Below are 16,930 nucleotides of genomic sequence, written 5' to 3'. Positions count from 1 at the left end.
GCGGGGGATGGGCGAGAACGCTCCTATGCCCGTCACGCAAGGCTACGTCAAACGTCTCGCGGCGCCGAACAGCGCGGCTGGAGCCGCAGAAAGCCGGATGGCCGGCTCAGCCGGCGATCCGGCGGAGCGCGGTCGCCAGGCGGGTCGTGGCTTCCTCCAAATCCCGCGAGTTGCGCGCGAAGCAGAGGCGGAAGAACCCCTCGCCACCCGCACCGAAGGTGCCGCCAGGCGCCAGCCCAACTGCCGCCTCGTCGACCAGCACCCGGGCGAAACTGTCGGTGTCCGTGACGCCGTCGACGGAGAAGAAGAGGTAGAAAGCGCCCTGTGCCGGCGCGAAGCGCACGCGATTGGTGGCCGCGAGACCCTGCGAGACGATCGCCCGGTTGTGGCGTGCACGCTCATACTGCTCGGCAAAGAACGGCTCGCCCTGTTCCAAGGCGGCGAGCGCCGCACGCTGCATGAAGGCGGCCGTGCCGGAGGAGGAATACTGGACGAGGTTCTCGATGACCTGGCCGAGCCGCGGATCCGCTTCCAGCCAGCCGATGCGCCAGCCCGTCATGGCCCAGTTCTTGGAAAAGGTCTGCACGAAGAGGATGCGGTCGTCGGCCTCCATCACCTCGCGGAAGGAGGGCGCGACCGCTTCGCCCTCATAGACGAAGCGGCCGTAGATCTCGTCGGCGATGATCCACAGGCCGTGCTTGCGGGCAAAGGCGAGAACGGTGGCGATGTCCTCGCGGCTCGCCATCCAGCTCGTCGGGTTCGAGGGCGAGTTGATGACGATCGCCTTCGTCGCCGGCGTGATCGCCGCAGCGATCCGCTCCATGTCGAGCAGCCATCCGTGATCGGTGAAGGTCATCGGCACCTCGACCGTGCGCGCGCCGGCAATGCCGATGGCACCGGCGAAATTCGGCCAGGCCGGGGTCGGAAGGATCACCTCGTCGCCGGTTCCCGCCACCATGCGGACGGCGATCTGCAGCGCATGCATGCCACCATTGGTGATGAAGAAGCGCTCCGGCGAAACAGGGCGACCGTAAATCCGCCCGATATATCCGGCGAGCGCCTCGCGCAGCGGCGGCAGGCCGCGCTGATAGGTGTAGAAGGTCTCGCCGGCGGCGAGCGAGGCATTCGCCGCTTCCACGATGAAGGCCGGTGTCGGCAGATCGCCTTCGCCGACCCAGAGCGGGATCAGGCCTTCCCGGTGGCGGCCGTAGTTGAAGACATCGACGATGCCGCTGACGGGTGCCTGCCGCGCTTCCGAGCGCAAGGCGGACAAAAGACGATCCTGCTCGATCATGGTGGAATCATTCGCCGTCTGAGAAGAGGCCCGCGTCGCGGGATCGAAACCGGTCTTTAGCGTGGATCGGGCGCTGGGAACCATCAAATCTCGCGATCAATTGACCTGAAATGCGTGATAAATGCCTCGCTGATGTCGCCCCATCGGGGCAGATTCGCAAGGGAAGGCCGGCAGGTAACAAGGGTGGGCGGCGATGCACGGTTGGCGGCGGCGCCTCGATTGCCCATAGTAAGACGAGTTCGCCCAATGCATGCCGCCGCTTCGGCCGGCGACCAGATTGAACGGAGTGATTGATTGCGGCTTCGCCTCCTCGTGCTCTGTCTCCTCGCGCTCGCCATGCCGGCTCGGGCCGTGCTCGCCGAGCCGGTCTGGCGCCACGGCCTGTCGCTCATCGGCGAGCCCAAATATCCACCGGACTTCACGCATTTCGACTATGTCAATCCCGACGCGCCGAAGGGCGGCACGGTACGCCTCGGCACCATGGGCAGCTTCGACAATTTCAATCCCGTCGTGGCGGGCGTGAAGGGAGAGCTCGAGGGCAGCATCATGCGCGTGTTCGACACGCTCACGACGCCGGCCACCGACGAGATCGGCTCGGAATACGGGCTCATCGCCGAAGCGGTGAGCTATCCGGAGGACTTTTCCTCGGTCACCTACCGCCTGCGGCCGCAGGCCCGCTTCAGCGACGGCACGCCGGTGACCCCCGAGGACGTCATCTTCTCCTTTGAGGCCTTCAAGGCCAATAGCCCGATGTATGCCCGCTACTGGCATAATGTCGTGAAGGTGGAGAAGACGGGAGACCACGAGGTCACATTCACCTTCGATCAAAAAGGCAACAGGGAGCTGCCGCAGATCGTCGGGCAACTGTCGGTGCTTCCCAAACATTGGTGGGAGGGCGCCGGCCCCGACGGGCGCAAGCGTGACGTGACGGCGACGACGCTCGAGCCGCCGCTCGGCTCCGGACCCTATCGCCTCAAAAGCTTCGAAGCGGGACGCTATGCCGTTTATGAGCGCGTGCCGAACTATTGGGGCGAGGATCTGCCGGTCAACCGCGGCACCAATAATTTCGACGAGATCCGCATCGACTACTACCGCGACGCCACCGTGCTGTTCGAGGCCTTCAAGGGTGACCAGGTGGACTGGCGGCGCGAGAACGTCATCCGCAACTGGATGACCGCCTACGACTTTCCGGCCGTGCGCGAGGGTCGTGTCGTCAAGGAGGAGTTCCCGATCCGCAATCTCGGTCTCATGCAGGGCGTCGTCTTCAACTTGCGCCGCGACAAGTTCAAGGACATCCGCGTGCGCCGCGCCCTCAACTACGCCTTCGATTTCGAGGAACTGAACCGCACCTTGTTCTTCGGCCGGTACCAGCGCATCAACTCCTACTTCTTCGGCACCGAGCTTGCGTCCAGCGGCCTGCCGCAGGGGTTGGAACGCGAGATCCTGGACACCGTGAAGGACAAGGTTCCGCCGGAGGTCTTCACCACGGAATATACCAATCCCGTGGGGGGCACGCCGGAGAAGACCCGCGCCAATCTGCGCGAGGCGCTACGCCTCTTCGCTGAAGCGGGCTACGAGCTCAAGGGCAATCGCCTCGTCAATAAACAGACCGGCCAGCAGCTCACCATCGAGATTCTCGGCTACGACTCGACCATGGAGCGCTGGGCCCTGCCCTACAAGGCCGCCCTGGAGCGTCTCGGCATCGCGGTGAGCGTGCGCACCGTCGATGCCACGCAGTACCAGAACCGGCTGCGCAATTTCGATTTCGACATGACGGCGACGGTGATCGGACAGTCGCTTTCGCCGGGCAACGAACAGCGCGGCTATTGGTCGTCGCAGGCCGCCGACATTCCGGGCTCGGACAATCTCGCCGGCATCAAGAATCCGGCGGTCGATGCCCTCGTCGACCGCATCATCTATGCCAAGAACCGCGAGGAGCTGGTCGCGGCAACCCACGCGCTCGACCGCGTGCTCCTGTGGAACGCCTATGTGGTGCCTCAATACTACATGATGCTGGAGCTGACGGCGCGCTGGAACCGCTTCGACCATCCCGGGACGATGCCGCAGTATGGCGGGTCATCCTTCCCGAGCATCTGGTGGTCGAAGGACGCCGGCAAGGCGGGAGCGCGGCCTTGACGGATCGGGAGGGTGCGAACGGCCGCAGCCTGCGGAGGCTCGCGGCGCCGCCCCATTTCACACGTCGCGTGCTGCTTGCCGGCGGCGCGACACTGGCCGCCGGCCTGCTGCCGCGCAGCCTCGCAGCCCAGGAGACGCCGCCCGCCGGCGAGGCGACGAGCCACGGGCTTTCCTCCTTCGGCGACCTCATCTATCCGCCGGATTTCAAGCACTTCGTTTATATCAATCCGGACGCGCCGAAGGGCGGCGTGCTCTCCCTGCAGATCAAGCAGGGCACCGGCAACCAGGGCTTCGACACCTTCAACACGCTCAATGTCTATGTGATGAAGGGCGATGGTGCCGCCGGAATGCCGGAGACCTTCGATAGCCTGATGGTCTCCTCGCTCGACGAGCCGGACGCTCTCTACGGCCTCCTTGCCCATTCCGTGCGCATCTCGGCGGACAAGCTGAGCTACCGGTTCCTGCTCAGACCCGAGGCCCGTTTCCACGATGGCACGCCGGTGACGGCGCGCGACGTCGCCTTTTCACTTAACGTCCTGAAGGCCAAAGGCCATCCCAACTTCCGCGTGCTTTTGGCGGAGCTCGACGCGGCCGAGGCGGAGGACGAACATGTGGCGCTCGTGCGGTTCACGCCGCGGCGCGACCGCGACCTCCACCTCACGGTAGCGACGCTTCCCATCTTTTCCGCGGCCTATTGGGCCAATCGCGACTTCGAAGCCGCGACGCTCGAGCCGCCGCTCGGCTCCGGGCCGTATCGCGTCGGCCGCTTCGAGCAGGGCCGTTTCATCGAGATCGAGCGGGTGCCGGACTATTGGGGCAAGGACCTGCCGGTCAATATCGGCCAGAATAATTTCGACCGTATCCGCTACGAGTATTTCCGCGACCGGGAGGTGGCCTTCGAGGGGTTCAAGGCCGGCGTCTACAATTACAACGAGGAATATACCGCCCGCATCTGGGCGACCGGCTACGATTTTCCGGCTTTTCGCGAAGGCCGCGTCAAGCGCGAGATGATCAGGACCGGCGCGGCCATCCCCACTCAGGGCTGGTACTTCAACACGCGCCGGGAGAAATTCGCCGATCCGCGCATTCGCGAGGCGATCGGGCTCTGCTTCGATTTCGAATGGACGAATGCCAACATCATGTTCTCGTCCTATAAGCGCTTGAGCTCGTTCTTCCAGGATTCCGACAATATGGCGGTCGGCAAGCCGAGCCCCGAGGAGCTCGCGCTGCTCGAACCCTTCCGCGACAAGCTGCCCGCCGTCGTCTTTGGCGAGGCGGTCATGCCGCCGGTCTCCGACGGCTCTGGCTCGGACCGCAAGCTCCTGCGCCAAGCCGACCAGATGTTGCGCGATGCCGGCTGCCGGCGCGAAGGGCAGATGCTCAAAGGGCCGGACGGCAAGCCGTTCGAGATCGAGTTCCTCGATTCGAACCCGGCGCTGCAGCCGCATGCCCAGACCTTCCAGGCCAATCTGCGCCGCCTCGGCATCAACGCCCATTCCCGCCTCGTGGACGGCGCCCAATACACCCAGCGGCGCAACGCTTTCGATTTCGACATCATCTCCATGGCGCTGGGCGGCAGCCTGACCCCGGGCGATTCGCTGCGCGTGGTCTATGGATCGGAGGCGGCGCGCACGCCGGGCTCCCAGAATATAGCCGGCATCGCCCATGAGGCGATCGATCGCCTCATCGAGGCGATCGGCAGCGCCAAGAGCCGCGCCGCGCTCACCATTGCCTGCCGGGCGCTCGACCGCGTGCTGCGCGCCGGCCATTACTGGGTGCCGATGTATTATCGCTCCGAGTCCTGGGTCGCCTACTGGGACTTTTTCTCGCGGCCGGCAACACTGCCGAAACATGCAACCGGCGCGCCGGTGACCTGGTGGTACGACGCGGCCAAGGCACGGCGGATCGGCGGATGAGCAGCAAGAGCATGGTTGGCGGCGACGTGCGCGGCGTGCCGCGAATCATCCTGAGGGTGGAGGGCCTGGCGCTCCTCGCCCTCGCGACGGCGGTCTTTTCCTACACCCGGACATCGTGGTGGCTTTATGTCGGGTTGTTCTTCGCACCGGACGTGAGCTTTGCCGGCTATCTCGCCGGCCCCAAGGCGGGCGCTGTCGCTTACAATGCCGTGCACACGACGGTGGTGCCGGCCCTTCTCGCCGCGCTATCCCTCGCGCTCGGCGCAACACTGATGCTTGCTATCGCCGCGATCTGGGCGGCTCACGTCGGTTTTGACCGCCTGCTCGGTTATGGCTTGAAATATGCCGACGGCTTCGGCGAGACGCATCTCGGTCGCATCGGCAGAGAACGGAGCGGGCCGTGATTGCCTATATCGCCCGGCGCGTTCTCCTGATGATCCCGACGATCCTGGGGATCATGCTCATCTCCTTCGTGCTCGTGCAGTTCGCCCCGGGCGGGCCGGTCGAGCGCGTGCTGGCGCAGTTGCAGGGAACCGATGCCGGGGCGCTCGGCCGGATCGGTGGAGGCGGCGGCGATTTCGGCGCACAGGGAGCGGCCGCCACCGGCGGCGGCTCCCGCTATCGCGGAGCCCAGGGCCTCGACCCGGCCTTCATCGCCCAGCTCGAAAAGCAGTTCGGCTTTGATAAGCCGGCTCCGGAGCGGTTTCTGATGATGCTGCGCGACTACGCTGTGTTCGACTTCGGCAAGAGCTATTTCCGCGACGTGCCGGTGCTCGATCTCATCAAGGAGAAATTGCCCGTCTCGATCTCTCTCGGCCTATGGATGACGCTCATATCTTACGCCATCTCCATCCCGCTCGGCATCGCCAAGGCCGTGCGCGACGGCTCGCGCTTCGATGTGTGGACATCGGTCGTCGTCATCATCGGCTATGCGATCCCGAGCTTCCTCTTCGCCATCCTCTTGATCGTGCTCTTTGCCGGCGGCTCCTTCTGGCAGATCTTTCCGCTGCAGGGGCTCACGTCGGAAAACTGGGCGCAACTGCCCTGGCCGGAGAGGATCCTCGATTACTTCTGGCACATCACCCTGCCGATCACCGCCATGGCGCTCGGCGCCTTCGCGACCTCGACGCTGCTGACCAAGAATTCCTTCCTCGACGAGATCCGCAAACAATATGTTCTGACCGCGCGGATGAAGGGCTTGAACGAGCGCCAGGTGCTCTACGGCCATGTTTTCCGGAACGCCATGCTGATCGTCATCGCCGGCTTTCCCGGCGCCTTCATCAGCGCCTTCTTCGCGGGATCGCTGCTGATCGAGACCATATTCTCGCTCGACGGCCTCGGGCTCCTTTCCTTCGAGTCGATCGTCAATCGCGACTACCCCGTGGTCTTCGCCAATCTCTATATCTTCTCGCTCCTCGGGCTCGTCGTGAACCTCCTGTCCGATCTCACCTATACCTGGATCGATCCGCGCATCGATTTCGAGACGCGGGAGGTGTGATCCCATGACCGACGCCACGCTCCTGCGCGACGTAGCCCCCTCGGAGCGGCTCGCGCCGCCCCTGCCCCGCAGGGGCTTTCTCAAGCTGTCGCCGCTCAACCGCCGCCGGCTGCAGAATTTCAAGGCGAACCGCCGCGGCTATTGGTCGTTCTGGATCTTCATGATCCTCTTCGTGGTCACGCTCTTTGCCGAGTTCCTCGCCAATGATCGACCGATCGTGGCGATGTACAAGGGCGAAATCCTCTTTCCGATCTTCGTCGATTATCCCGAGGAGAAATTCGGCGGCTTCCTCGCGCAGACGGATTATCGCGCGGCTGTGATCGCCGACGAGATCAACGCCCATGGGTGGATGGTCTGGCCACCCATCCGCTTCTCCTACAACACCCATAATCTCGACCTGCCGGTGCCGGCGCCCTCCCCGCCCACCTGGATGCTCGACGATGCGCAATGCCGGCCGATCGCCGAGCGTACCGGCGGTACCGGCTGCCGCGATATCGAGTGGAACTGGCTCGGCACCGACGACCAGGGCCGCGATGTGCTCGCCCGCGTCATCTACGGCTTCAGGCTCTCGGTGCTGTTCGGGCTGACGCTTGCCATCATCTCCTCGGTCGTTGGCGTCATCGCCGGGGCCGTGCAGGGCTATTTCGGCGGCTGGACGGATCTCATCCTGCAGCGGGTCATCGAGATCTGGAACTCGATTCCCTCACTCTATCTGCTCATCATCATCTCGGCGGTCATCACGCCGGGGTTCTTCGTGCTGCTCGGCATCCTGCTCCTGTTCTCATGGGTGGCGCTGGTCGGGGTGGTGCGGGCGGAGTTCCTGAGGGCGCGCAACTTCGAATATGTGCGCGCGGCGCGGGCGCTCGGGCTTTCCGACATCACCATCATGTTCAAGCATCTGCTGCCGAATGCGATGGTGGCGACGCTCACCTTCCTGCCCTTCATCCTCAACGGCTCGATCACCACGCTGACGTCGCTCGACTTCCTCGGCTTCGGCCTGCCGCCCGGCTCGCCGTCGCTCGGCGAACTCCTCAACCAGGGCAAGGCCAATGTGCAGGCGCCCTGGCTCGGCCTCTCCGGCTTTGCCGTGATCGCCATCATGCTCTCGCTTCTCATCTTTGTCGGCGAGGCGGTGCGCGATGCCTTCGATCCCCGCAAGACCTATCAGTGAGGGGATGGTATGATAGGCGGGAGGAGATGGTGATGGATGACCGCGATCGCATTGTGATCGACAGCTACCCTGTCGCGAATCTGCCCGAGGACCTGCGCCGAGGGCACGATCTCGGGGCGGCGGTGCGCGTCATTCTCGAGCCCATTGAAGCGGACGAGGACGTGCCGCTCACACGGATTCTCGACGAGATGCAGGACCAGCGCGTTGCATCGGACGATCCGGTTGAGCGTATCAGGGCTCTGCGTGCCGAATGGGACGACCGTGACGAAATCATGGAGCGCATCCGGCGTGGCCATGACCAATGAGCGCCCAACTATCTATTTCGACGCGAATGTCTTCATTTACGGTATGGAAAAGGACGACGAGCGCGGCATTGTCGCACGGCGCTGGCTGAAAAAGGTCGAGCGTTCAGAGATCCGGGCCGTCACCAGCGAGTTGACGATAATCGAGGTTCTGCCGCATCCGCTCAAAACCGGCAATCAGAAGCTGGCGAACGGATATAGCCGACTTCTGAAGCACCGGCCCGCGCTCCAAGTGATAGCCATCGATCGGCCGCTTCTCTTTCACGCTGCCGACCTGCGCGCTTCCCTCGGGATGTCCACACCGGACGCCATTCACGTGGCCACGGCCCTTGCGACCCATTGCGGCGGCTTCCTGACCGAGGATGACCGGCTGAGGCCCCCATCTCCATTAAAGAAGCTTGTATTGGCCGATCTCTCGCAATGACGGCAACATCCCCCCTCCTCTCCGTCCAGGACCTTTCCGTCGCCTTCCGTCAGGGCGAAGGCGAGACGCTCGCGGTCGACCGCGTGTCCTTCGATGTCGCTCCCGGGGAGACGGTGGCGCTCGTCGGGGAATCCGGCTCGGGCAAATCGGTCACCGCGCTCTCGATCCTGAAGCTCCTCGCCTATCCTGCCGCGCACCACCCCTCCGGCCGCGTCTTGTTTAAGGGACGCGACCTCCTCGCCCTCGACGACGACGCGCTGCGGCAGGTGCGCGGCGATGAGATCACGATGGTCTTCCAAGAGCCGATGACCTCGCTCAATCCGCTCCACACCATCGACCGCCAGATCGGCGAGATCCTGCGGCTGCACAAGAACCTGACCGGGGCTGCGGCGCGCAAGCGGATCATCGAACTGTTGGAGCTCGTCGGCATCCGCGACGCGCAAAGCCGTCTCGGCGCCTATCCGCACCAGCTGTCGGGCGGCCAGCGCCAGCGCGTCATGATCGCCATGGCACTCGCCAATGAGCCGGACCTTTTCATCGCCGACGAGCCGACGACGGCGCTCGACGTGACGGTGCAGGCGCAGATCCTGGAACTCCTCGCCGATCTGAAGTCGCGGCTCGGCATGGCGATGCTGTTCATCACCCACGACCTCGGCATCGTGCGCAAGATCGCCGACCGGGTCTGCGTGATGACCGACGGCCGGATCGTCGAAGCCGGGCCGGTCAGGCAGATTTTCGAGAACCCTCAGCATGCCTATACCAAGAAGCTTCTCGCCGCCGAGCCCAAGGGCGAGCCGCACCGGATCGCGCCCGACGCCCCGGTCGTCGTCGAGGCGGGACCGGTCAAGGTGTGGTTTCCGATCAACCGCGGCTTCCTGCGGCGTACCGTCGGCCATGTGAAGGCCGTGGACGGCATCTCACTCAGCGTCCGCGCGGGCGAGACGGTGGGCGTGGTCGGGGAATCGGGCTCCGGCAAGACGACGCTCGGGCTCGCGCTGCTGCGCCTCATCCGCTCGGAGGGGCCGATCGTTTTCTTGGGGCAGCGGATCGACGGCCTCGCCTCTTCCGCCATCAAGCCGCTGCGGCAAGACATGCAGGTGGTCTTCCAAGACCCTTACGGCTCGCTGTCGCCGCGCCTTTCGGTCGCCGAAATCGTCGAGGAAGGGCTTCTCGTGCAGAAGCGGGGGCTCTCCTACGAGGACCGGCGCGAGGTGGTGGCCCGCGCGCTCATTGATGTCGGGCTCGATCCGGCAACCATGGACCGCTACCCGCACGAATTCTCCGGCGGCCAGCGCCAGCGCATCGCGATTGCCCGCGCCATGGCGCTCGACCCCAAATTCGTCGTGCTCGACGAGCCGACCTCGGCCCTCGACATGTCCGTGCAGGCGCAGATCGTCGATCTTTTGCGCGATCTCCAGGAGAGGAAGAAGCTCGCCTATCTCTTCATCAGCCACGATCTCAAGGTGGTGCGGGCGCTCGCATCCTCGATCATCGTCATGAAGGACGGCCTCGTGGTGGAGGAAGGCGAGGCCGCCGAGATCTTCGCTCGGCCGAAGACGGATTACACCAAAGCGCTGTTTGCGGCTGCCTTCTCGCTTGCGGCCGCCGATGGCGCGGTCGTCAGGGATTGACCGGCCGCGAGGCGTGGCCGATTGATGACGGATGCGCCGAGGAGCACGCCCATGGAAGGTCTCACGGTCGTCGGTCATCCGCTGGTGCAGCACAAGCTCACGCTGATGCGCGACAAATACCTGTCGACCAAGAGCTTCCGGCTGCTCCTCAACGAGGTCGGCATGCTCCTCGCCTATGAGGTGACGCGCGACCTGCCGCTCGAACTCGTCGATATCGAGACGCCGCTCGCACCGATGAAGGCGCCGAAGATCGCCGGCAAGAAGCTCGTCTTCGCGCCGATCCTGCGGGCCGGCGTCGGCTTTCTCGACGGCATGCTCGAGCTCGTGCCTTCGGCGCGCGTCGCCCATATCGGGCTATACCGGGATCCGGAGACGCTCGCGGCGGTGGAATATTACTTCAAGGCTCCCGCCGACCTCGCTGAGCGCCTGGTGATCGTCATGGATCCCATGCTGGCGACGGCCAATTCGGCGGTCGCCGCCGTCTCACGCCTGAAGGAGCGCGGCGCGCGCGAGATCCGCTTCGTCTGCCTGCTCGCGGCCCCGGAAGGCATCGCCCATATGCGGGCGGAGCACCCGGACGTCCCTATCTGGACGGCGGCGATCGACGAGCGGCTCAACGATCACGGCTATATCCTGCCCGGCCTCGGTGATGCCGGCGACCGCATGTTCGGCACCAAATAACCCTATTTCCGACAAGCTTAAGCTTGCGGTTCATGGTCTCTGTGCGAAGCTCGCGAGCACGCGTATGGTGCACACGCGAAGCGTCCGTTCCACCGTTCTCATGAAGTGGTAGCCCATGTTTCCTAAGCCTCAGCCGTCCCTGAAGCCCAACACCTACGACTACGAGTCGCTGCCGATGGTGAAGCCGACGGGCTTCCGCGAATATGACGCGCGCTGGCTGTTCGAAAAGGAAATCAACCTCATGGGCGTGCAGGCCGTCGGGCTTGGCCTCGCCACCTTGATCCACGAGCTCGGCGTGAAGCCCGAACTCGTCACGGGGCATGACTTCCGCAGCTACTCCTCCTCCATCAAATACGCCCTGATCTCCGGCCTGATGGCCGGCGGCGTGCGCGTCAAGGACATCGGGCTCGCCATCACGCCGATGGCCTATTTCGGCCAGTTCGCGCTCGACACGGCCTGCGTCGCCATGGTCACCGCCTCGCATAACGACAACGGCTGGACCGGCGTGAAGATGGGCGCCAAGCGCCCGGTGACCTTCGGGCCCGACGAGATGGGGCGGCTCAAGGACATCGTCATCGACGGAGCCTTCAAGACGCGCGAGGGCGGGGCCTATGAGTTCATCGAGAACTTTCCCGAGCGCTATCTCGCCGATCTGACGAACCGGCCGAAGATCAAGCGTAAGCTGAAGGTGGTCGCCGCCTGCGGCAACGGCACGGCCGGCGCCTTCGCGCCGCAGCTCTTGGAAGCGATCGGCTGCGAGGTTATCCCGCTCGACACCGAGCTCGACTACACCTTCCCGCGCTATAATCCCAATCCCGAGGACCTGGAGATGCTGCACGCCATCGCCGCCAAGGTGCGCGAGACCGGCGCCGATGTCGGCCTCGGCTTCGACGGCGACGGCGACCGCTGCGGCGTGGTCGACAACGAGGGCGAGGAAATCTTCGCCGACAAGATCGGCGTGATGCTGGCGCGCGATCTCTCCAAGCTCCATCCCAATTCCACCTTCGTCGTGGACGTGAAGTCGACGGGTCTCTTCGCGACCGACCCGGTGCTCCTCGCCAACGGCGTGAAGGCCGACTACTGGAAGACCGGCCACAGCCATATCAAGCGCCGCGTGACGGAGCTCAACGCCCTCGCCGGCTTCGAGAAATCCGGCCATTTCTTCTTCAATGCACCGGTCGGGCGCGGCTACGACGACGGCCTCATCACCGCCATCGCCGTTTGCGACATGATGGATCGCAACCCGGACAAGACGATGGCCGAGCTCTACCGTGAGCTGCCGAAGACCTGGGGCTCGCCCACCATGTCGCCCTATTGTCCGGACGAAGTGAAATATGAGGTGGTCACCCGCGTCGTGAAACGCTTCGAGGACATGAAGGCCAGGGGCGAGCAGGTCGCCGGCCAGGCAATCCGCGACCTCGTCACCGTCAACGGCGTGCGTGTGGTGGCGGAAGATGGCACCTGGGGGCTGGTGCGCGCCTCCTCCAACAAGCCCGAGCTCGTCGTCGTGGTCGAAAGCCCGGTCGCTGAAGCGCGCATGCGCGAAATGTTCAAGGCGGTCGATACGGTGCTGCGCGAGAACCCGGAAGTCGGCGCCTATAATCAGACGATCTGATCGTCCGACGCGAGCCGGCCGGCGCGGACCGTGAGGCCACCGGCGCGCCCGGCTGCCACGAGGCACGGCTACGAAAGAATGGAGAATGGTATTGATGCGCCGCAGCGCAGGGATTTTCGGTCTCGCCGTCCTCGTCATCGCCGCAGCGACGGGTGCCCAAGCCTCGAGCGAGGAGGCGTGGGATGAGATGCGCGCGGCGGTGCGCAACCAGTGCCTTCAGCTCGCCAAGGCGCAGAGTCTTGGCCAAGTGGACGTAGAGGTCGATCCCTTCGGCAGCGAAAGCTACGGGCTCGCCCTTCTCGTCACCGGGCGAAAGGGTCAGACCGCGAAGGCCGGGGGTGACCAGGGACGGGCCTTCCTATGCGTCATGGACAAGCGATCCGGCAAGGCGGAGCTCGGCACGGAGCTGCCATTGCGCCGCTAGCGCCGTCGCAGTCGCCAGCCATTGGCGCCCCGCACGGGAGCCAATGGCGACGTCACACCGGAAAGCCGTTCGCTCGCAAGACGGCCGCGAAGGCCTCCGGCGTGGTGAAGGGATGTGTGATGAAGCCCATCGCGCGCGCCGTCTCGATATTGATGGCGATATCGTCGACGAACAGGCAGTCCGCGGCTTCGAGACCATTGCGTGCGAGAAATAGCGCAAAGATCGCCGGATCGGGCTTCACGAGCCCGACCTCGCCCGAGACGACCACATCCTCGAAGCCGCCGAGAAAGGGAAAGCGCTCGCGTGCCACGACGAATTTCTCGGTCGAGAAATTGGTGATCGCATAGGTCGGCACGCCGGCCTGCCGCAGGCGCTCCAAAAGAGCGATGCTGCCGGCGATCGCGCCCGGCACCATCTCCATCCAGCGCGCATCATAGGCGGCGATTTCCTCCCGCCATTCAGGGTGGAGCGCCGCGCGCTCGGCGACCGCCTCGGCCCAGCTGCGGCCGTGATCCTGCTCGAGGTTCCAAGCGGCGTCGCAGATGGTGGCGAGAAAATGCTCCATCCGCGCCTCGTCGTCGGAGAAGATCTTGCGATAGAGATGGCGCGGATCCCATTCGATGAGCACATTGCCGATGTCGAAGACGACGACACGCGGTCTTCTCCTCGGCCTGCTCTCATCCATCGCGATCTCCCGGGCCACGGCCGGGACGATCCCGGTCAGGGATAAACCGTGTCTTCGTCCACCACGCGCGGAATGCGCGGGACGAGGCGCGGCCTCATATAGCTCTTCTCGTGCATGGTGAGAATGCCATCGCGAAAGCCGCCGATGGAAAAGCCGAGCGAGGCGAGCACACCGGTCCAGCCTTCCGCATAGGGATAGGTCACCTCGCCGATGATGAGTGAGGAACTGGGCATCGCCAGGCCCGCGGCATAGTCGGGAAGCACGTAATTCGCGCCGCGCGTGAGGGCAGCGCCGGCCTTATTGGCATCGCTCCAGCTCACGGTCGCCCGACCGTTATCGTCGATATAGATGCTCGTCAGCACAAGGGTGGCCCCAGTCGCGGAATAGGGCGCGAGTATCGCGCGCGCCGCACTGAACATGATATCCCGGTCGGCATTGGTGATCGCCTGCGCGCGTGCGGTGAGATCCGCGAGCGTGAAAGCCATGGTGCCGACCTTGCGGTCGATGGCGATCCCCGTCGTGATGACCACGAGCCCAAGATAGATCAACAGCATCGCCGGCAGGATCATGGCGAATTCGATCGCCGCCACGCCCTCCTCGGCACGCGCGAAGCCGCGCAGGCGCTGGCCAAATCCTGCCGCCCACCGCCTGAAAGCCCAGCCCGCGCGCCAGCGCTCGCGGATGGAGCAACTGCCCCCCATCAGAAGGGCTCCGTGCGGAAGGCCGCGGTCGCCATGATCGCGCGAGAGCCATTGGCGAGATTCGCGAGCCCCGGATTCATGAAAGTGAGATAGACCGGGATCTCCAGGATGGCGCGCACGAGCACGATCTGGCTGCCAGAGCTGTTCTGGTAACCGAAACCGTCCGTTTTGAGCTGACCATCTTCGATCGGCACGGCGAGATCGGCGTCGTTGAAGCTCGAGAGCACGCGCACGTCGAGATGGAGGTTCGCCTTGCACTCGTCGCTTCCAACCATGACCACCGGGCCGCGGTCGCAGATCGCATCGCGCAGGCTGAGGAAGCGCTCGTTGTCGCTCTTGAGGTTGGGATTGTTCTGGGTCTGACCGGTGAGGATCAGCCGCGCGCCATCGGCGACATTGGTCTCCAGCACCTGCTGTGCCCAGAAGATGAGCGCGGTCTGAAGGATGGCGAAGGCGAGCGCCAGGAAAAAGGGCCCGACCAGCGCCAACTCGATGGCGGTAACGCCACGCGTGTCGCGCCAGAAACAACGGCGCGTCGGGTCTTTGGGGCGATGCCGACCTAGAACGCACGAGCGTTGCATGCGGTCATCTACCGCCGGCGAGCCCATTGCGGTCCTCGATTTGCTTCCGCAGGCTCTCGAAATAGCCAGCGTCGTCGCCGAGCGTCACGGTCGGCTCGCAGGTCGGAGTGCAGGTATAGCTCTGGCGCTCCAGCCCGCGCTGCACCATGACGATGGCGTCATTGGCATTGTCGACCCGAAGCTGCGATTCCCCGAGCACGGTGCCCTTGGCATCAAGCGCGATCACATTGGTCATGCCATAGCTTTTGCCGGTAACGACGAGGATTCCGTTCTTCTGCACCGTGACATCGGCGATCGCCGGATTGCCGACGATCACCGTCTGCGCGTTCGCCGGCAGGCGGATGATCTTGGCCTGATTGAGGGTGACGACGATCGTCTCTAGCGCCACCGTGGCCGGTCCCGCGACCTCGGCCATCGCTTCGGCAGCCAAGCTTGGGGATGGCGCCCATATAGTTGCCGTGCCGAGCACCAGCGCCAGCACTGGCCCCTGCCGCAGCAGGCACGGAACCTTGGCAGGGTCGAATGCAAAAGCCGAACCCGACGCAACACGGAACGGACGCATTTTCAAAACCTTAAACGGAATCCGAAGCCTGGATAGGCTACACGTTAACCATGAAGAGTTAACTAATCGCCGCAACTTTTTTGCTTCGATCGGCAATTCAAGCTGTTCAGTCGCCGCGGACTTTGGCAGAAGAGCTGCGAGACGACGGGCCACCGTTAACCTTTATGGCAAGCTTCTCCCGGTAAGCTAGGGCAAAGGGGCGCTCCCGTCTCATTTAAACTTGCTATTTTCTTCACATTCAAGTATAAATCCATTAACCATTTTGGATGGTCGCCAAACTCGGGCTTTCTTTTCGCCCAAATTTAACACACGCGAAACAAGTGAACGATAGCGTCGCCCCCGGTTCCGTGGATGCCAAAACAATCAACGGTGTCCGGTTGCGAGAGCCAGGTGCAAGGAGCAAGTTATGAGCAATCTTTTGTCTCGCTTTGTCAAAGATGAGTCGGGTGCTACCGCGATTGAATATGGTTTAATCGCTGCCCTTATTGCTGTCGTCATTATCGGCGTCCTAACTACTATTGGAACCAATCTTCAAAACGTTTTCGGTGAGGTTCGCGATGGCTTGAGCACCACCACGAATACCGGCGGCGCGGGCGCGGGCGGCTAAGATCACAGTCGTCAAAGCGGCCACGAAGGACCCTTCAGCGTCTTCGTGGTCGCTTTTCTTGTCTTTCTTGGCTTGCGAAATCTGCCTATAACAGGATCGGTGACCCAGGGCCGCATTTCGCCTGACAGTCGATAGCTAGCTCAACCTCGCCTATGCTGAACCAATTGCTCGTTCTCGGCCTTTTTCCCGCGCTCATGAGCTTCGCCGCGGCGAGCGATCTCGTCACCATGACGATCTCCAACCGCGTCTCGCTGGCGCTCGCGGGCGGTTTTCTCCTCATGGCCGCGCTCGGCGGGCTCGACCTCGCGACGATCAGCTTCCATCTCGTGGCCGGCGCCGTCGTGCTGGCTATTACCTTCGGCTGTTTCGCCTGCGGCTGGATGGGTGGGGGCGATGCCAAGCTCGCCGCCGCCACCGCCTTGTGGATCGGCTGGTCGCCGCTCCTCCTCGACTACGCCCTCATCGCCTCCGTTTACGGCGGAATACTCACCTTCGCCCTGCTGCGGCTCCGGCGTTATCCGCTGCCCGCCTTTGCCACGGGCTGGACCTGGCTCGCGCGCCTGCACAGCGCCGGCACCGGCGTGCCCTATGGCATCGCGCTCGCCTTGGGGGGGCTGGCCGTCTATCCGCAAACCGCCATCTGGAAAGCGGTTCTCAGCGTCTGAGGCGCCCTCTCGGAGCGTCGGTCCAAGCGCCTGGGAC

At 64.1% G+C, this 16,930-nt stretch carries 18 protein-coding genes; 13 read left to right on the top strand and 5 right to left on the bottom strand.

Annotated elements, in window-relative coordinates:
• Positions 1–106 precede the first annotated feature (106 nt).
• A complete protein-coding gene (locus ACFQU1_RS10835) occupies positions 107–1,294 on the bottom strand; it encodes a pyridoxal phosphate-dependent aminotransferase (RefSeq protein ID WP_378132297.1) in 1,188 nt (395 codons plus the stop codon).
• Positions 1,295–1,630: 336 nt separating this feature from the next.
• On the opposite strand from ACFQU1_RS10835, the gene ACFQU1_RS10830 reads away from it, so the two are divergent.
• The 11 genes from ACFQU1_RS10830 (at position 1,631) to ACFQU1_RS10780 (ending at position 13,092) form a co-directional block, all read left to right on the top strand.
• Complete coding sequence (locus ACFQU1_RS10830; protein ID WP_378134010.1) at positions 1,631–3,430, top strand: extracellular solute-binding protein; 1,800 nt, start codon at positions 1,631–1,633, stop codon at positions 3,428–3,430.
• Positions 3,431–3,459: 29 nt separating this feature from the next.
• Entirely contained in the window at positions 3,460–5,346 is a 1,887-nt protein-coding gene (locus tag ACFQU1_RS10825) for an extracellular solute-binding protein (protein WP_378134008.1), read from the top strand.
• Positions 5,343–5,750: a DUF4260 domain-containing protein gene (locus ACFQU1_RS10820; protein ID WP_378132295.1), complete on the top strand. Its 408-nt coding sequence runs from the start codon at positions 5,343–5,345 to the stop codon at positions 5,748–5,750. The genes ACFQU1_RS10825 and ACFQU1_RS10820 overlap by 4 nt, the downstream gene beginning before the upstream one ends.
• On the top strand, positions 5,747–6,844 hold the full coding sequence (locus tag ACFQU1_RS10815; protein ID WP_378132293.1) for a microcin C ABC transporter permease YejB: 1,098 nt from the start codon (positions 5,747–5,749) through the stop codon (positions 6,842–6,844). The genes ACFQU1_RS10820 and ACFQU1_RS10815 overlap by 4 nt, the downstream gene beginning before the upstream one ends.
• Positions 6,845–6,848: 4 nt before the next feature.
• A complete protein-coding gene (locus ACFQU1_RS10810; RefSeq protein ID WP_378132291.1) occupies positions 6,849–8,015 on the top strand; it encodes an ABC transporter permease in 1,167 nt (388 codons plus the stop codon).
• Positions 8,016–8,047: 32 nt separating this feature from the next.
• Positions 8,048–8,320 carry a hypothetical protein gene (locus ACFQU1_RS10805; protein ID WP_378132289.1) on the top strand — a complete coding sequence of 91 codons (273 nt, stop codon included), beginning with the start codon at positions 8,048–8,050 and terminating at the stop codon, positions 8,318–8,320.
• Complete coding sequence (locus ACFQU1_RS10800) at positions 8,310–8,741, top strand: type II toxin-antitoxin system VapC family toxin (RefSeq protein ID WP_378134006.1); 432 nt, start codon at positions 8,310–8,312, stop codon at positions 8,739–8,741. Before ACFQU1_RS10805 ends, ACFQU1_RS10800 begins: the two co-directional genes overlap by 11 nt.
• Positions 8,738–10,372 carry an ABC transporter ATP-binding protein gene (locus ACFQU1_RS10795; protein WP_378132287.1) on the top strand — a complete coding sequence of 545 codons (1,635 nt, stop codon included), beginning with the start codon at positions 8,738–8,740 and terminating at the stop codon, positions 10,370–10,372. Before ACFQU1_RS10800 ends, ACFQU1_RS10795 begins: the two co-directional genes overlap by 4 nt.
• 51 nt (positions 10,373–10,423) lie before the next feature.
• The gene (gene upp, locus ACFQU1_RS10790; protein WP_378132285.1) at positions 10,424–11,053 is read left to right on the top strand and encodes a uracil phosphoribosyltransferase; all 630 of its coding nucleotides are present in this window, start codon (positions 10,424–10,426) and stop codon (positions 11,051–11,053) included.
• 115 nt (positions 11,054–11,168) lie between these two features.
• Complete coding sequence (locus ACFQU1_RS10785) at positions 11,169–12,668, top strand: phosphomannomutase/phosphoglucomutase (protein WP_378132283.1); 1,500 nt, start codon at positions 11,169–11,171, stop codon at positions 12,666–12,668.
• Between the two features lie 94 nt (positions 12,669–12,762).
• Positions 12,763–13,092 carry a hypothetical protein gene (locus tag ACFQU1_RS10780; protein WP_378132281.1) on the top strand — a complete coding sequence of 110 codons (330 nt, stop codon included), beginning with the start codon at positions 12,763–12,765 and terminating at the stop codon, positions 13,090–13,092.
• A gap of 52 nt (positions 13,093–13,144) precedes the next feature.
• Here the strand turns inward: ACFQU1_RS10780 and ACFQU1_RS10775 are convergent, their stop codons facing one another.
• The 4 genes from ACFQU1_RS10775 to ACFQU1_RS10760 are packed head-to-tail and all read right to left on the bottom strand — an operon-like array spanning position 13,145 to position 15,621.
• A complete protein-coding gene (locus ACFQU1_RS10775; RefSeq protein ID WP_378132279.1) occupies positions 13,145–13,777 on the bottom strand; it encodes an HAD family hydrolase in 633 nt (210 codons plus the stop codon).
• Between the two features lie 35 nt (positions 13,778–13,812).
• A complete protein-coding gene (locus ACFQU1_RS10770) occupies positions 13,813–14,478 on the bottom strand; it encodes a TadE/TadG family type IV pilus assembly protein (protein WP_378132277.1) in 666 nt (221 codons plus the stop codon).
• The gene (locus ACFQU1_RS10765) at positions 14,478–15,059 is read right to left on the bottom strand and encodes a TadE/TadG family type IV pilus assembly protein (RefSeq protein WP_378132275.1); all 582 of its coding nucleotides are present in this window, start codon (positions 15,057–15,059) and stop codon (positions 14,478–14,480) included. Before ACFQU1_RS10765 ends, ACFQU1_RS10770 begins: the two co-directional genes overlap by 1 nt.
• 4 nt (positions 15,060–15,063) lie before the next feature.
• Positions 15,064–15,621, bottom strand: coding sequence for a pilus assembly protein N-terminal domain-containing protein (locus ACFQU1_RS10760; protein WP_378132273.1), 558 nt, complete (start codon positions 15,619–15,621; stop codon positions 15,064–15,066).
• A 406-nt stretch (positions 15,622–16,027) separates the two neighbouring features.
• Between ACFQU1_RS10760 and ACFQU1_RS10755 the strand changes: the two genes are divergently transcribed.
• Positions 16,028–16,228: a Flp family type IVb pilin gene (locus tag ACFQU1_RS10755; RefSeq protein WP_378132271.1), complete on the top strand. Its 201-nt coding sequence runs from the start codon at positions 16,028–16,030 to the stop codon at positions 16,226–16,228.
• Positions 16,229–16,380: 152 nt separating this feature from the next.
• The gene (locus ACFQU1_RS10750; RefSeq protein ID WP_378132269.1) at positions 16,381–16,893 is read left to right on the top strand and encodes a prepilin peptidase; all 513 of its coding nucleotides are present in this window, start codon (positions 16,381–16,383) and stop codon (positions 16,891–16,893) included.
• Positions 16,894–16,930: the final 37 nt, after the last annotated feature.

This window comes from Chelatococcus sp. GCM10030263 (assembly GCF_042666455.1).
Classification (GTDB): Bacteria; Pseudomonadota; Alphaproteobacteria; order Rhizobiales; family Beijerinckiaceae; genus Chelatococcus.
The sequence above is the reverse complement of the archived record's forward strand: the minus strand, read 5'-3'. Positions and strand labels throughout refer to the sequence as shown.

Coding starts and splice junctions, on each gene's coding strand:
- ACFQU1_RS10835 (WP_378132297.1), bottom strand. CDS start 1,294: ATGATCGAGCAGGATCGTCTTTTGTCCGCCTTGCGCTCGGAAGCGCGG.
- ACFQU1_RS10830 (WP_378134010.1), top strand. CDS start 1,631: ATGCCGGCTCGGGCCGTGCTCGCCGAGCCGGTCTGGCGCCACGGCCTG.
- ACFQU1_RS10820 (WP_378132295.1), top strand. CDS start 5,343: ATGAGCAGCAAGAGCATGGTTGGCGGCGACGTGCGCGGCGTGCCGCGA.
- ACFQU1_RS10810 (WP_378132291.1), top strand. CDS start 6,849: ATGACCGACGCCACGCTCCTGCGCGACGTAGCCCCCTCGGAGCGGCTC.
- ACFQU1_RS10805 (WP_378132289.1), top strand. CDS start 8,048: ATGGATGACCGCGATCGCATTGTGATCGACAGCTACCCTGTCGCGAAT.
- ACFQU1_RS10800 (WP_378134006.1), top strand. CDS start 8,310: ATGACCAATGAGCGCCCAACTATCTATTTCGACGCGAATGTCTTCATT.
- ACFQU1_RS10795 (WP_378132287.1), top strand. CDS start 8,738: ATGACGGCAACATCCCCCCTCCTCTCCGTCCAGGACCTTTCCGTCGCC.
- upp (WP_378132285.1), top strand. CDS start 10,424: ATGGAAGGTCTCACGGTCGTCGGTCATCCGCTGGTGCAGCACAAGCTC.
- ACFQU1_RS10785 (WP_378132283.1), top strand. CDS start 11,169: ATGTTTCCTAAGCCTCAGCCGTCCCTGAAGCCCAACACCTACGACTAC.
- ACFQU1_RS10780 (WP_378132281.1), top strand. CDS start 12,763: ATGCGCCGCAGCGCAGGGATTTTCGGTCTCGCCGTCCTCGTCATCGCC.
- ACFQU1_RS10775 (WP_378132279.1), bottom strand. CDS start 13,777: ATGGATGAGAGCAGGCCGAGGAGAAGACCGCGTGTCGTCGTCTTCGAC.
- ACFQU1_RS10770 (WP_378132277.1), bottom strand. CDS start 14,478: ATGGGGGGCAGTTGCTCCATCCGCGAGCGCTGGCGCGCGGGCTGGGCT.
- ACFQU1_RS10765 (WP_378132275.1), bottom strand. CDS start 15,059: ATGCAACGCTCGTGCGTTCTAGGTCGGCATCGCCCCAAAGACCCGACG.
- ACFQU1_RS10760 (WP_378132273.1), bottom strand. CDS start 15,621: ATGCGTCCGTTCCGTGTTGCGTCGGGTTCGGCTTTTGCATTCGACCCT.
- ACFQU1_RS10755 (WP_378132271.1), top strand. CDS start 16,028: ATGAGCAATCTTTTGTCTCGCTTTGTCAAAGATGAGTCGGGTGCTACC.
- ACFQU1_RS10750 (WP_378132269.1), top strand. CDS start 16,381: ATGCTGAACCAATTGCTCGTTCTCGGCCTTTTTCCCGCGCTCATGAGC.